The 13,701-nt window shown below is 65.8% G+C and carries 11 protein-coding genes and 1 tRNA gene; 8 read left to right on the top strand and 4 right to left on the bottom strand.

Annotated elements, in window-relative coordinates; translation table 11 throughout:
- The first annotated feature begins 183 nt into the window (after positions 1-183).
- The 4 genes from dusB to ACUSIJ_RS08700 all read left to right on the top strand — a co-directional run bounded on the left by dusB (position 184) and on the right by ACUSIJ_RS08700 (position 4,028).
- Positions 184-1,206 (top strand): tRNA dihydrouridine synthase DusB, encoded by a 1,023-nt coding sequence (dusB, locus tag ACUSIJ_RS08715; protein ID WP_449307984.1) that lies wholly within the window; start codon positions 184-186, stop codon positions 1,204-1,206.
- Positions 1,181-2,341 carry a two-component system sensor histidine kinase NtrB gene (locus ACUSIJ_RS08710; protein WP_449307983.1) on the top strand — a complete coding sequence of 387 codons (1,161 nt, stop codon included), beginning with the start codon at positions 1,181-1,183 and terminating at the stop codon, positions 2,339-2,341. The genes dusB and ACUSIJ_RS08710 overlap by 26 nt, the downstream gene beginning before the upstream one ends.
- 3 nt (positions 2,342-2,344) lie before the next feature.
- The gene (gene ntrC / locus ACUSIJ_RS08705; RefSeq protein WP_449307982.1) at positions 2,345-3,811 is read left to right on the top strand and encodes a nitrogen regulation protein NR(I); all 1,467 of its coding nucleotides are present in this window, start codon (positions 2,345-2,347) and stop codon (positions 3,809-3,811) included.
- Positions 3,812-3,951: 140 nt separating this feature from the next.
- Positions 3,952-4,028, top strand: a tRNA-Asp gene (locus ACUSIJ_RS08700).
- A gap of 252 nt (positions 4,029-4,280) precedes the next feature.
- On the opposite strand, the gene ACUSIJ_RS08695 is transcribed toward ACUSIJ_RS08700, so the two are convergent.
- The 3 genes from ACUSIJ_RS08695 to ACUSIJ_RS08685 all read right to left on the bottom strand — a co-directional run bounded on the left by ACUSIJ_RS08695 (position 4,281) and on the right by ACUSIJ_RS08685 (position 8,933).
- On the bottom strand, positions 4,281-5,081 hold the full coding sequence (locus tag ACUSIJ_RS08695) for a class I SAM-dependent methyltransferase (RefSeq protein ID WP_449307981.1): 801 nt from the start codon (positions 5,079-5,081) through the stop codon (positions 4,281-4,283).
- A gap of 93 nt (positions 5,082-5,174) precedes the next feature.
- Complete coding sequence (locus ACUSIJ_RS08690; protein WP_449307980.1) at positions 5,175-7,925, bottom strand: glycosyltransferase family 2 protein; 2,751 nt, start codon at positions 7,923-7,925, stop codon at positions 5,175-5,177.
- Between the two features lie 519 nt (positions 7,926-8,444).
- Complete coding sequence (locus tag ACUSIJ_RS08685; RefSeq protein ID WP_449307979.1) at positions 8,445-8,933, bottom strand: hypothetical protein; 489 nt, start codon at positions 8,931-8,933, stop codon at positions 8,445-8,447.
- A gap of 404 nt (positions 8,934-9,337) precedes the next feature.
- On the opposite strand from ACUSIJ_RS08685, the gene ACUSIJ_RS08680 reads away from it, so the two are divergent.
- Positions 9,338-10,990 (top strand): glycoside hydrolase family 17 protein, encoded by a 1,653-nt coding sequence (locus ACUSIJ_RS08680; protein WP_449307978.1) that lies wholly within the window; start codon positions 9,338-9,340, stop codon positions 10,988-10,990.
- Here the strand turns inward: ACUSIJ_RS08680 and ACUSIJ_RS08675 are convergent.
- Complete coding sequence (locus ACUSIJ_RS08675; protein ID WP_449307977.1) at positions 10,938-11,333, bottom strand: hypothetical protein; 396 nt, start codon at positions 11,331-11,333, stop codon at positions 10,938-10,940. The two genes, ACUSIJ_RS08680 and ACUSIJ_RS08675, sit on opposite strands and share 53 nt — an antisense overlap.
- Before the next feature lie 266 nt (positions 11,334-11,599).
- On the opposite strand from ACUSIJ_RS08675, the gene ACUSIJ_RS08670 reads away from it, so the two are divergent.
- The 3 genes from ACUSIJ_RS08670 to ACUSIJ_RS08660 all read left to right on the top strand — a co-directional run bounded on the left by ACUSIJ_RS08670 (position 11,600) and on the right by ACUSIJ_RS08660 (position 13,445).
- The gene (locus ACUSIJ_RS08670; protein ID WP_449307976.1) at positions 11,600-12,322 is read left to right on the top strand and encodes a TIGR00725 family protein; all 723 of its coding nucleotides are present in this window, start codon (positions 11,600-11,602) and stop codon (positions 12,320-12,322) included.
- A 136-nt stretch (positions 12,323-12,458) separates the two neighbouring features.
- Positions 12,459-12,905: a universal stress protein gene (locus ACUSIJ_RS08665; RefSeq protein WP_449307975.1), complete on the top strand. Its 447-nt coding sequence runs from the start codon at positions 12,459-12,461 to the stop codon at positions 12,903-12,905.
- Positions 12,906-13,256: 351 nt separating this feature from the next.
- A complete protein-coding gene (locus ACUSIJ_RS08660; RefSeq protein WP_449307974.1) occupies positions 13,257-13,445 on the top strand; it encodes a hypothetical protein in 189 nt (62 codons plus the stop codon).
- The last annotated feature ends 256 nt before the right edge of the window (positions 13,446-13,701 follow it).

Raw genomic sequence — 13,701 nt, 5'->3', positions numbered from 1 at the left:
TGCTGGCGGAGCTGCTTGCGGTTTTGTAGGCGAGCCGCGCGCGCGGCGCAACCGATGCGCCCGCCTCCGGCCGGATGGCGGGCAACGGAACGGCGGCGCGGAGTTTGTTGCGTTGCGAAATTTGTTGCGTTGAAAGGCAAATGGTTGTTCTCCTGCACTGCGATGACGAATAATGACAGCACAATGAACCGCACCGGCGCGCCCGCCCTCATGGTGGGGCCGGTGGCGCTCGGCGGGCGGGCGTTCCTGGCGCCGATGTCGGGCATCACCGACATCGGCATGCGCCGGCTCGCCATGCGTTTTGGCGCATCGCTCGTGGTGTCGGAGATGGTGGCGTCCGACGATCTCGCTCTGGGCGACGAGGAGGCGCGGACGCGCGCGGAGGGCGAGGGCGTCGCGCCGCATGTGGTGCAGCTCGCCGGCTGCGATCCGCGCTGGATGGCCGAGGGCGCGCGCGTGGCCGAGGCCGCCGGGGCGCAGATCGTGGACATCAACATGGGCTGCCCGGCGAAACGCGTGACGGGCGGCTGGTCCGGCTCGGCGCTGATGCGCGATCTCGACCACGCCGTGGCCCTCGTCGAGGCGACGGTGGCGGCGGTCGACGTGCCGGTGACGCTCAAGATGCGGCTCGGCTGGGACGATGCGTCGCTCAACGCGCCCGAACTCGCCCGCCGCGCCGTGGCCTCCGGCGTGCGCATGGTCACCGTGCACGGGCGCACGCGCCAGCAGTTCTACAAGGGCCGGGCCGACTGGCGGGCGGTCGCGGCCGTGCGCGCGGCGATCCCGGGCGTGCCGCTCGTCGTCAACGGCGACATCACCTCGCCCGGGGACGCGCGGGCGGCGCTCACGATGTCGGGAGCGGATGCGGTGATGGTCGGGCGCGCCGCGCTTGGCCGGCCGTGGTGCGTGGGGGCGATCGCCCGCGCGCTCGACGGCGAGGCTGTGGCCGTGCCGTCGCGCCGGCGGCGGCTGGAGGGCGCGGTCGTCCATTACGAGACGCTGCTCGCCACCTACGGCTTGCGCATGGGCATCCGCCATGCGCGGAAACATCTCGCCGCCTATGCCGACGATGCACTGGCCGACGGCGATGCGCCGGGCGAGGGCGCGCGCTTGCGCGCGCGCATCGTGGTGAGCGAGGATCCGGGTGAAGTCATCCTCATTCTGCGAAAGCTCTACAGTGATGTCGACGCGTCCCTTGCCGCTTGAGGAGGCGGGCATTCTCGCCATCCTGCCGCTGCCGGTGCTGGCGGTGGCAGCGAATGGTGGCGTTGTCTATGCCAATGCGGCGGCGGAAGCCTTCTTCGACCTCAGCCTGCGGGTGCTGCGCCGCCAGCGGCTGACCGATCTGATGCCCCTCGGCTCCCCCGTGCTCGCCATGGTGGAGGAAGTGCGCGAGAGCGGCGCGGGCATGAGCGGCTACCGGGTGAACCTGGCCCTGACCCGCCTGCAGGAGGAGCGCATCGTGGATGCCTTCGCCGCACCGCTTGCAGACGGATCCGTCGTGCTGTTGCTGCAGGAACGGACAAATGCCGAAAAAATGGGCAGACAGTTGACGCATCGCACGGCAGCGCGCTCGTTAACGGCGCTCGGCGCGATGCTGGCGCACGAAATCAAGAACCCGCTGTCGGGCATTCGCGGGGCGGCGCAATTGCTGGAGGCGTCCGTACCCGAGGACGACCGGGTGCTCACCCGCCTCATCTGCGACGAGACCGACCGCATCGTCAAGCTGGTGGAGCGCATGGAGACGCTGGGCGAGGGGCGGCCGATGGCGCGCGGGCCGGTCAACATCCACGACGTGCTCGATCATGTGCGCCGCCTTGCCCAGTCCGGCTTTGCGCGCCATATCCGCTTCGTCGAGAACTACGATCCCTCGCTGCCGCCGGTCCACGGCAACCGCGACCAGTTGATCCAGGTGTTCCTGAACCTGGTCAAGAACGCGGCGGAAGCCATCGGCGGCGACCCCGGCCAGGGGGGCGGGGAAGAGAGGGCCTCGGAAGGCGAGATCGTGCTCACCACCGCCTATCGCCCCGGCGTGCAGATGCAGGTTCCGGGCCGCGAGCGCGTGCGTCTTCCGCTCGAAATCAGCGTGCGCGACAATGGCCCCGGCGTGCCCGCGGACGTGCTGCCGCACCTGTTCGATCCATTCGTGACGACGAAGGCCGGCGGAACTGGCCTCGGTCTTGCATTGGTTGCCAAGATCGTGGGCGAGCACGGCGGGATCATCGAATGCGACAGCGTCGCGCGCCGCACCACGTTTCGGGTGTTGATGCCCATCGTGGCCTCGCGCGGGGCGCCGGAGCCCGACGCCACGGGGGAGAGGAAGCAAGGGACGGAGTCATAATAGATGGGTCGCGCAACGATTCTCGTAGCAGACGACGATGCCTCGATACGTACAGTTCTTGCCCAGGCCCTGACGCGGGCGGGCTATGACATCCGCACCACGGGCCATGCCGGCACGCTGTGGAACTGGGTATCGCAGGGCGACGGCGATCTCATCGTCACGGACGTCGTCATGCCGGATGAGAACGCCTTCGATCTCCTGCCCCGCATCCGCAAGTTGAGACCAGACCTGCCGGTGATCGTCATGAGCGCCCAGAACACGTTCATGACCGCCATCCGCGCCTCCGAGCGCGGCGCCTACGAATACCTGCCCAAGCCCTTTGACCTGAAGGAGCTCGTCACCATCGTCGGCCGGGCGCTGTCGCGTCCGCGCGGCGTGGGCGTGGGCGCCGGCGACGAGGTCGAGGAAATCCCGCTCATCGGCCGCTCGCCCGCCATGCAGGACATCTACCGGGCCATGGCGCGGCTCATGTCGACGGACCTGACCGTGATGATCTCGGGCGAGTCCGGCACCGGCAAGGAGCTCGTCGCCCGGGCCCTGCACGATTACGGCAAGCGGCGCGGCGGGCCGTTCGTCGCGGTCAACATGGCGGCGATCCCGCGCGACCTGATCGAATCCGAGCTGTTCGGCCACGAGAAGGGGGCGTTCACCGGCGCGCATTCGCGCTCGCCCGGCCGCTTCGAGCAGGCGGAAGGCGGCACGCTGTTCCTCGACGAGATCGGCGACATGCCGATGGAGGCCCAGACGCGCCTGCTGCGCGTGCTGCAGCAGGGCGAATACGCCTCGGTCGGCGGCAAGACGTCGATCCGTACCAACGTGCGCATCATCGCCGCCACCAACAAGGACCTGCGCCAGTCCATCGAGCAGGGGCAGTTCCGCGAGGATCTGTTCTTCAGGCTCAACGTCGTGCCGCTGCGCCTGCCGCCGCTGCGCGAGCGCTCGGAGGACGTGCCCGACCTCGTGCGCCACTTCCTGGCCCGGGCGACGCGCGAGGGGCTGGCGCCCAAGCAGATCGACGCCGCCGCCATGGACAGGCTCATCCGCTACCGCTGGCCGGGCAACGTGCGCGAGCTCGAAAACCTCGTGCGCCGTCTCACGGCGCTCTACGCGCAGGAGACCATCACCGCGCCGATCATCGACGCGGAGCTGGACCTCTCGGCCGCCCCCACCACGGCGCAGCCGGCGCGCGAGGCGCTGCCCGCCGATTCGGTGCCGTTGCCCCAGGCGGTGGAGCGGTATCTCAAGCAATACTTCACCTCGCTCGGCGGAGCGCTGCCGCCGCCGGGGCTCTATCACCGGATATTGCGCGAGGTGGAGGCGCCGCTGCTCACCGCGGTGCTCAATGTCACCAATGGCAACCAGATCCGCGCGGCGGAACTGCTCGGCGTCAACCGCAACACCCTGCGCAAGAAAATCCGCGACCTCGACCTGCCCATCATCCGCCAGTCGAGCGGCGGCGTGGGGCGGTGAGAAGGGCAGGCGCCGCCTGTCCAGCGAGTTACACACAGGCCGAAAAAACCGGCGTCATTTATTTATGAAGGATGCTTGACACTCCCCGGCGCGCCGGGTAATTCACAACCACCGCAGCGGACGGGATTCGAAGCCGCTTCGGGGGTGTAGCTCAGTTGGTTAGAGCGCCGGCCTGTCACGCCGGAGGTCGCGGGTTCGAGCCCCGTCACTCCCGCCATTCACGGCGTCGACCGGGTGAATTGATCTGCCGTTTGGCAAGTTTCGATCCAGGTTATTCGATCCAGTTTATCAGCCCGAGTTATCGGCCTTCGTGTGGTCAGCGTGGGACGGATGGGCCCATTGAAAAGCCCTATATTGCGCCTTCGTCAGAGACGACAGATCCATCCTCGGGCCGGTCTGCATTGCACGCGGCAAGCACACTGCACAGAAGCAGAAGCCAATATGGTTTCATAATATTATTGTCTTCTGTCTAGAGTTCGTTGCCGAACGTCGGTTCGCCCTGCCAGCCCACCAACGTATAGGCATCAAAGCCGTCATTGCGGTCTGTTTTGACGATTGTCAGCTTTTCGCCGAGGAGTTTCGAGCAGGCCCCTTGCGCATTTTCTTTGACCATCTGCATGAAGTTTTTTTTCGCAACGTTGCGGCACAGGTAAGCTTTATTGAAGCCGATCAGGAAGATGCTGAGATCGCTCGGGCCTGAGAACAGGTGCCGATAGACGGCGGCCGGTATTTGCGGATAAAGGTCGGTGTGGAAGTCGTCGACGGATATGATGCCGAAGTCGGAGAGCATGTCTTCGCAAAGGCGCAGATCGCTCATCACCGCGGAGAAGCGGTGCATGCCGTCGATATGGGCAAAGGCCAGGTTGCGCAGGTTGTCCTTGTAAAACGCCGTCTTGGGAAGAAACTCGGACCGAATTTGCAGAAAGTGCGTCTTGGGCTGCAAGGCGCTGATCGTCTGCCGCGCCGTCGGCATGATTTCGGGGTCCACGATCGTCAGCGGATTTCCATAAGCATGACTATACGTAGCGAGCACGCTTGCCGCTTTGCCTTTGAACGTGCCGATTTCGAGATAACCACCTGGTCCCAGACCTTCCCACGACCATGTGGCGTGCTGCTGCTCAAGAAGGAAGCACCAGATGGCGGCCGATTGTTCCAGCATCATGCCATCAACCGGCCGCTGATTTTGCATGGCGGTCTGAGCTGTATTCTGGAGCATTCCGGTGTTTTCCTTGATCCTTTGAATGGCGGTCTGAGCTATATTCCGAAGCATTCCGGTTTCTCCCCCATCTAGGCGCCGCTGAAGGCTCCGTCCTGCATTCGCCCGTCGTCCTCGCGGGTTCAACCGGTCCTTACAGTGTGGTCCTTATTGCACCGGGGTCGGGTGCCGGCCCGGATTGATGGGCGCGGGCGCCACCGCCGGGCGCGCCCGGCGGGGCAGGGCGCCCGCGAGGCGCACGCGCAGGCTTGCCCAGTAGGAGAACTCGTTGAAGCGCGATCCCTCCAGCAGCGCGATGCCCGTCGCCGCGAGGAACGGCAGGCTCTGCACCACGAGCACGAGCGCGTAGATGTTGATCTCGCGCACGTCGTTGACGTTGGTGAAGAACACCAGCCCCGCCGACGCGACGAGCAACCCGCCGAGCACCGCTTCCCAGAACGCGGTGAAGTAGGTGCCCTTCTTCTTCTTGCCGCCCTTGGCGGTGACGGTGAAGGGCAGGTTGTCCTTGACCACGCCGTCCGCGACCGCCTTCGCCACCACGAACTGCACGCTCATGGCCGCGATCGCGGCGCCCACCATCTCGCTGATGGGGATGCGCACGCGCAGGCCGTAGGTGCAGGCGAAATGCAGCAGCGAGACCGTGAAGGCCGCGATGATCGGCAGCGTCAGGATGCGGTCCGGGATGGCGATGCCGGCGAAGACCACGATGGGCACCCACAGCAGGTTCAGGATCGCGACGAGCACCCCGAGGCTCTCGGCGCCGAGCCAGTTGATCCAGCCTACGGTGAACTCGCGCTTCTGCTCCGCCGTGAGGCGGACCGGGCTGCCGGGCAGCATGCGCCGCCAGTGCTTCTTGACGATCTGGACGCCACCGTAGGCCCAGCGGTGGCGCTGCTTGCGGAAGGCCTCGAACGTGTCCGGCAGCAGGCCCCAGCCGTAGCGGCGGTTGGTGTAGCGCGCCTTGTAGCCGAGCTCCATGATGCCGAGGCCGAGGTCGGTATCCTCGCAGATCGTCTCCGACGGCCAGTTGCCGGCGGCCTCGAGCGCCGAGCGGCGCAGGAGGCACATGGTGCCGTGCACCACGATGGCGTCGGCCTCGTTCCGCTGCACCATGCCGATGTCGAAGAACCCGGCGTATTCCGCGTTCATGATGTTGTGCATGATCGACTGCGAGCCGTCGCGGTGGTCCTGCGGGGCCTGCACGATGCCGACCTCGGGGTCGGCGAAGGCGGGCACGAGGTCACGCAGCCACGCGGGGTCGACCACGTAGTCGGCATCGATCACGCCGATGATCTCGGCGTCGGGCGCGGTGTGCTTCAGCGCCTCGCGCAGCGCGCCGGCCTTGAAGCCCTTCACGTCGAGCAGGTTGAGGAACTTGAACCGCTCGCCGAGTGCGCGGCAGTGCTCTTCGATCGGCTGCCAGAAAGCCGGGTCGGGCGTGTTGTTGATGGCGACCACGCATTCGAAGTTCGGATACTGGAGGCGTGCCACGCTGGAGAGCGTTTCCTTCAGCATCTCCGGATTTTCGCGATAGGCCGGGATGTGGATCGACACTTTCGGCGCGTAATCCGGCGCGGGCGTCGCGCCGCCAAGCACCCGGCCAAGCATGCCGTCACCAAGCACGCCGTCACCAAGCACGCCGCCATCAAGCCCGCTGCCACCAAGCATGCCACCGGACGCGCCACCGGTCAGCAGCCGCGCGGGACCCTGCCCGAAGGCGATCTGCGCGATTTCCTGAATGCGGCTCAGTGCGATCATCACCAGCGGGATCAGCAGCAGCAGCCCGAGGCCGAGCGCCATCGCCCCGCCCCAGGTGAAGTAGTGCATGTACCAGTACTCGATGACGATGGCGAACCACGCGCCGGTCATGTTCGCGGCGCCGGCGAGCAGGATGGTCTGCGGCAGCGTCACCCCGGCGATGGAGAAGATCGGCAGCGACAGGGCCAAGCCGATGAGCACCGCGCCGGCCGCGAGCTTCCACCAGTCGGTGTGGGTGATGACGCCGGTCAGCTCGAACTTCGGCTGGCGGTCGGCATCGAACAGCCCCCAGTAGGGGCCGACGGAGCCTTCAAAGAACTTCCACGGCTGGTCGATGGCCTCGATGATGTTGTAGTCGGCGCCGAACTGCTCGGCGCGCGCCAGGAACTCCCGGATGACCTGCGCCTGGATGGAGCGGCCGGGGTTGGCGATCTTCATGTTGTAGCCGGCGCTCGGCCAGCCGAACTCGGCGATGACCACATGTTTGCCGGGATAGGTTTCCCGCAGCTTGTTGAAGACGTTGATGGCCTGCTCGACGGCCTTGTCCTCCGGCACGCCCTCCCAGTAGGGCAGGATGTGGACGGCGATGAAGTCGACGGCCGCCACCAGCTCGGGATGCTCGAACCACACCGAGGGAATATCACCGGTGGTCACCGGCAGCCCCGTCTCGCGGCGCACGCGCTGGATGTACTGGATCAGGTCCGGCACCTCGACGTCATCGCGGAACACCGTTTCGTTGCCGACGACGATGGAGCTGATGTTGCCGGTGCGCTTCGTCACCGCGATGGCGTTGGCGATCTCCTCCTCGTTGCGCTCGGTGTTCTTGTCGAGCCAGATGCCGAGGGAGGTCTTCAGGCCGAACTCGGCCGCGATCGGCGCGACCAGCTCCTGTCCGCCGGTGGAGGCGTAGGTGCGCACCGCGCGGGTGAACGGCGCCAACACCTTCATGTCGGCGCGGATCTGTTCTTCCGTCGCAAGATCGCCGTTCTCGGGATTGGCGTCCTTGCCGAAGGGCGCATAGGAAACGGATGACAGCTGGATGGGAACATCGGGGGCCGATGTCCTCTCCCGCGAGACTGCCCACAAACCCGCATGGGCAACAGCGACTAATGCGACGACAAGAGTGACGACGACACGCATATCACGTCCATTGTTGCTGGGAAGCAAACGCTATGATCGTCCTCGACGGCCCGCCGTGCCGCGTCTGGCATGGCAACCGCCCAAAACAATCACTTATAACCCGAAATTGTTCCCGGAATATATATCTCTCCGGTCCGATTTCGTATGGGATTTACGGTTTCTTTACCTTTAGCGGATGTCCACCGTTTCGTATACAGCCACAGGAGGCCGCAGGGGTGCTGACGGCGCTCCTTCTGCCGGTATGGTAAACGGCCGCTGCATGGCGGGATTCATCCCGTAGGATGACTTCCCCGCAGATGACATGGGGACCGCAGCAGTGGTCGCTCATGTCTTATCTTCCCTGCAAAAAGTGACCAATGTTTGGTCAGGCAACGAAATGCCGTCCAGCGGGTCTTGTACTGGTGTTCCAGGTCGTTAGCCGGGCCGTGCGGACCGTGCGAGGCGCATCGAGCCCCGCGCCGCACGGACTTGGGCGACATTCGGGCGACACTTCATGAGCCATGCCCGTTGAAAATGGCGTCACTGGCCTTCCGGCTTGGCTTCGTCTTCGGCGTCAGGGGCCGGGGGCGGCGGCGGTTCCAGATCGGGATCGCGCCAGCAGGCGCTCACCTTGGCGTTGAGCGTTTCCGGCTGCTTCGGATCGATCGGTCCCTGCCGCACGATGCAGCGAAAGGCCTGCTGCACGTGGGAGCCCGGGCATTCGAAGCGGTCATAGAGCGACAGGTGCCGCTTGGCGGTGTCGATATCGTCGCGCCACAGCAGGTTGACGGCGCGCCGTCCGAACCAGACGCATTCCGCCCGTCCCGCGCCTTCCGCGAGATCCGGGATCTCGATGTAGTCCTCGGGCTTCCGGGCTTCCTCGCCGTCCGGCTGTTCCTGGGCCTCGCCTGCGTTCTGCGCGGGGGCGGGCTGCCCCTGCTGCGCCGGCTCCTGGGCCGCTACCGTCAGCGGGGCGCATACGACAAAGGCCCCGAAAAACAGGGCATGAAGGATACGGTGGCCGGGCATATTCATGGAACCCCAAGACAGCAAGACAGGTGGGACAGCAAGACGGATCGAGCATCCGGAAAACACATCGGTGCCGAGAACGCTTCGGCGAAGTGCTCCCGGGCGAGGAGTTCCCGGCCGAAGTGTGCTCACCCCAAAGTGTCCGCATCGCGACACTGTTGCGATCGGGGTACGTAATCCGAAGTCGATGCAATTGTCCAGCGGCAGAATGGATGGCCGCGGACGCGCGATTGGCAGGATCGGGAAGAGCGGTTATTGCTATGCCCGCCACAGCGTTTTCACGGAAGGCCGATGCCGCCCTTCTTCCTGCGAAAACGCACCGATCCAACAGGTGGGGGCAGCCTCGCAATTCATTGAATTGCCAGAATGAGTTGTGAGGATGCCCTGCCACCAAGGGACGTTTCATGCGCATACCTGTCATACTGTTCATCGCCGTGTCGGCCCTGGTGGTCGCCTTCTGGGTCTGGCTGGGGCGGCCGGTGCCCATGCCGCCGTCGCCGCTGGTGGCGGGAGAGAAATTGCAATGCGTGTCGTATGCGCCGTTCCGGGGGAAGCAGTCGCCGCTCGACTTCGATACCGTGATCACGCCGCAGCAGATCGAGGAGGATCTCGCCCGCCTCGCCGCGATCACCGACTGCGTGCGGACCTACTCCATCGAGCGCGGCCTCGACCGCGTGCCGGAGATCGCCCGCCGGCATGGCCTCAAGGTGCTGCAGGGGATATGGCTCGGCGGCGACGCAGCGCACACCGCGACGGAAATCGGTGTGGGCGTGACGCTGGCGCAGCAGCACAGCGACGTCATCATCGGCCTCGTGGTCGGCAACGAGGTGCTGCTGCGCGGCGAGATGTCGTCGCAGGACATTGCCGCCACCATCCGCCGCATCAAGGCACGCGTCAATGTGCCCGTCACCTATGCGGACGTGTGGGAATTCTGGCTGCGTCATCAGGAGCTCCAGAACGTCGTGGATTTCGTCACCGTGCATATCCTGCCCTACTGGGAGGATTTTCCGGTGGCGGCGGAGGACGCGGGCCGTCACATCGACTCCATTCGCGAGCAGGTGGCGCGGATGTTTCCGAGCAAGGAAATCCTCATCGGCGAAACCGGCTGGCCGAGCGCCGGGCGCATGCGGGAGGGGGCGCTGCCCTCGCCCTCGGCCCAGGCGCGGGCGCTGCACGACATCCTGACCATCGCGCATCAGAAGAACTACCGCGTCAACGCCATCGAGGCCTTCGACCAGCCGTGGAAGCGCCAGCTCGAGGGCACGGTCGGCGGGCACTGGGGCCTCCTCGACGGGAACAGCCGCGCGCCCAAGTTCGCCTGGGGGCGGCCGGTCGTCGATCATCCGTACTGGCCCGCGGCCGCGCTCGGCGGGGTGGCGCTGACCGGCGCGATCGCCGCCGCCGCCGCGGCGGGGCTTCGCCGCCGCCCGGCGGCGTTGCCGCGCGTGGGCTGGCCGGTCTGGGCCTTCATCGCCCTCTCGGCGCTCGCAGCCGGCTGCACCGTGGGGCGCGCCGTGGCCGACCTGCCGCTCGAAAGCCTGCACTGGTGGGACTGGCTGCGCTCGGGCGCGCTGGTGGCCGTGGCGGTGGCCTCGCCCCTCGCCGCCGCGCTGGCGCTGACGGCCGGGCTGCGCCTGCCCGCCTTCGCCGAGATCCTGTCGCCGCGAAAGCCCCTGCCGGGGCGGGCGGCGCCGGTTCCGCAAGGCGTGGAGCGCCTGCTGGGATGGTTGCTGATCGTGCTCACGGTGCTCGCGACGGTGCCGGCGCTGGGGCTCGTCTTCAACCCGCGCTACCTGAGCTTTCCCTTCGCCGCGATGACCGGCGCGGTCTTCGCCTTCGTCGGGCCGGCCTTCGCCGGCCGCTGGCAGGGGCTTGAGCGCGCGGCGGGCGGGCGCGGCCTTTCCGAGACGTGCTTCGCCGCGGCGCTTGCGGGATCCGCCGTCTACATCATCCTGAACGAGACGGTGCGCAACTGGCAGGCGCTCTGGCTCGGGAGCCTGTTCCTCATTCTGGCGGCGTGTCTGATACGCGCGCGGGACGGGCGAAGGCCAGCATGAGGAGCGCCACCGCGAACGCCGACAGCGTGGTGTTGTAGAGGACGATGCCCGGCCCCGCGGCCAGCAGCACCACGCCGAGCAGCACGACGTGCGGCCGGATGAGATGCAGCACCGCCGCGCCGAGCGCGATCACGCCGAAGACGTTGTTGTCGAACAGCGCCACCGCGATGGCGCGGACCTGACAGCCCGCCGTGGGCAGGCCGGCCTGGCACGTCAGCGCCACGGTCGAGATCTCGACGAGCAGGAAACGCACATAAAGGCCCCAGCCCAGCGCGCAGAGGCCAAGGGCGATCAGCACGTTGGTGGCCCGGGGCGTGGGCACGAAAAGCGGGCGCTCTGTCATGCGTGTCTCTCCTGTGCCCTGCATGTCCTGCATTCCTGATCCGTGTCGATGTCCGGCCTGTCCCGATCCCGTGCCGGCGGGCACCACTGCAGCATCGAACCCGAAATGGGCTCTTTTGGGGTGAATGCGGTGCTTTGATAGGAAAATGGAGCGGCGATGCGATTCGGATTCCGTGCCCGCGCTCTATATCATCGAAACGCGCCTGTCGCACCGGTTGCAACAATATCTGCATAAACGGCATATAAAGGCTCATGCAGGGGCGCGTGATGGCAGGCACAACGCAGAACCGGACGATGTCGATCACTGATGGGGATGTTCCCTCCTTGCCGCTGGCGTGGTCCGGCGGCGTCTCGCGGCTGTTCCGGTCCGGCGACGTCGCCCGGCGGGGGGTCGAGCGCTTCGATCCGTGGCATCTGCGGTGGACGGCGCAGGCCGAGCCTCCCGGCGACCTGACGCCGGTCGCGGGGCTAGGCCAAGCCCTGCGGCTCATCTTCACGGCGGCGGGCGCGCGGCGCGTGCCGGTGGGGGTGATCGGTCCGCGGGAAGCCTCCGGCGACGAATGCGCGCTGGCCGAGGCCGTGGGGCGGACGCTCGCCGAACACGGCCTGCAGCTGATCTGCGGCGGCATGGGCGGCGTGATGGAGGCCGCGTGCAAGGGGCATCTCGAAGCTGGCGGCGCCCCCATCGGCCTGTTGCCCGATACGGAATGGCGCAGCGGCAATCCCTATGTCGCCATCCCCATCGCCACGGGCATCGGCCCGGTGCGCAACGCCATTCTGGCGCGTGCCAGCGTCGCGCTGGTGGCGATCGGCGGCGGCTACGGCACGCTGACGGAAATGGCCTATGGCCTGCACTTCGACCGTCCCGTGCTCACCCTCGGCAAGACGCCGTTCGTCGAGGGGGCCGAGGTGTGCGCCACCCCCGCCGAAGTGATCGCGCGCGTGGCGCGTCACCTGCTGGACGGCACGCCGGCCCCGGCCGCCCCCTGATCGCGCCGGAATTGACAATTGTCATCGCAATAGTTTCGCGGGTAACTATATAGGACGGACCGGCATGGAGCCAGATGGCATGCGGCCGGGCGTCCGCTCCCGGCCGGGCAAGCGGGCGAGAGGGAAGGAAAGCGCCATGTACAAAAATATACTTGTTCCCATTGACGGATCGCCCTTGTCCGCCAGCGCCGCCGATCAGGCGCTTCAATTGGCGAAGGCGGTCGGCGCCAGCGTCACTTTCATTCACGTCATTGAACCGTACCACACGTTTTCGATCGATCCCGATCAGATCGCCGAGCCCTCACACGATTACGAACGCCGGGTCCGGGACCGGGCGCAGCGCTATCTGGCAGAGGCGAAGGCGAAGGCCGAGGCGGCGGGGGTCGCGAGCGACGGGCTCGCGGTCGAGCACGCCTATCCTTACGAGGCGATCATCGGCGCTGCCGGGACGACGGGCGCGGATCTCATCGCCATGGCCTCGCACGGCCGGCGCGGCGTCGCCGCCGTCGTGCTGGGCAGCGAGACGGTGAAGGTGCTCACCCATTCGACCGTGCCGGTGCTCGTCTACCGGCAGAACGCATAGCCGGCAGCGGCAGAGACGGCCGCGCCCGCTCCCCGGCCATCCATGCCCGCCCGTCGGGCGATGGCAGCATGGGGAGCGGGCGCGTCCATGTCGCTCGCCGCGCAAGAGGCGAAATAGAAATGTACAATTGTTGCGTCCGCAGCATATATGAAAGAACAGATTTGTATAGATAATAAAATAATTTTCTTTCATAAATTTACTATCTTTATTATGATAATTAAAATCAATAATTTATTTTTACGTAAAATATATTTGAATTGTGTCAATTTATTAATGTATTTTTGGTTTTTATTGTGTCATTCTACTGCTGTGCGGGCTGATCCCGCTCGATCAGCGCTACGGCGGGCGGGCATGGCGCCCGACGAGGCGGCGCCCCTGACGGCGGGGAACAGGCAGGCCATTGAGGCGCGCAAGGCGCGGGAGGTCGCCGATGTCCGCTCCCGCGCGTTCGAGGAGGCGAGAGACGGGCTGCGGACCTTCCTCGAAACGAAGCGGCTCCAGGGCGGCGCACCGGTTCAGCCCCGCGACGTGGAACCATAGCGCAGCGTGCAGAAATGCGGATAGCACTTTTTGCCGGCAAAAGCTGCGCAAAATCAAAAATCTAAAGCGTACGTTCCGATTCCATCGGAACGTCTGGCGCTCTATTGCACCGAACCAGAAATGGATCCCTTTTTTGGATAAATTTGATGTAAAAACAAATAGATAGAGCAAAATTGCGATTCAGATTTAGTGCATTTTGCTCTGGCGGGTCCGGCGCGGCGACGCCTGAGGCATTTTCTTCGCTCAGAACGTTAAC

It is taken from the genome of Pseudochelatococcus sp. B33 (genome assembly GCF_053570585.1).
This window is presented reverse-complemented; position numbering and strand designations above follow the sequence as displayed.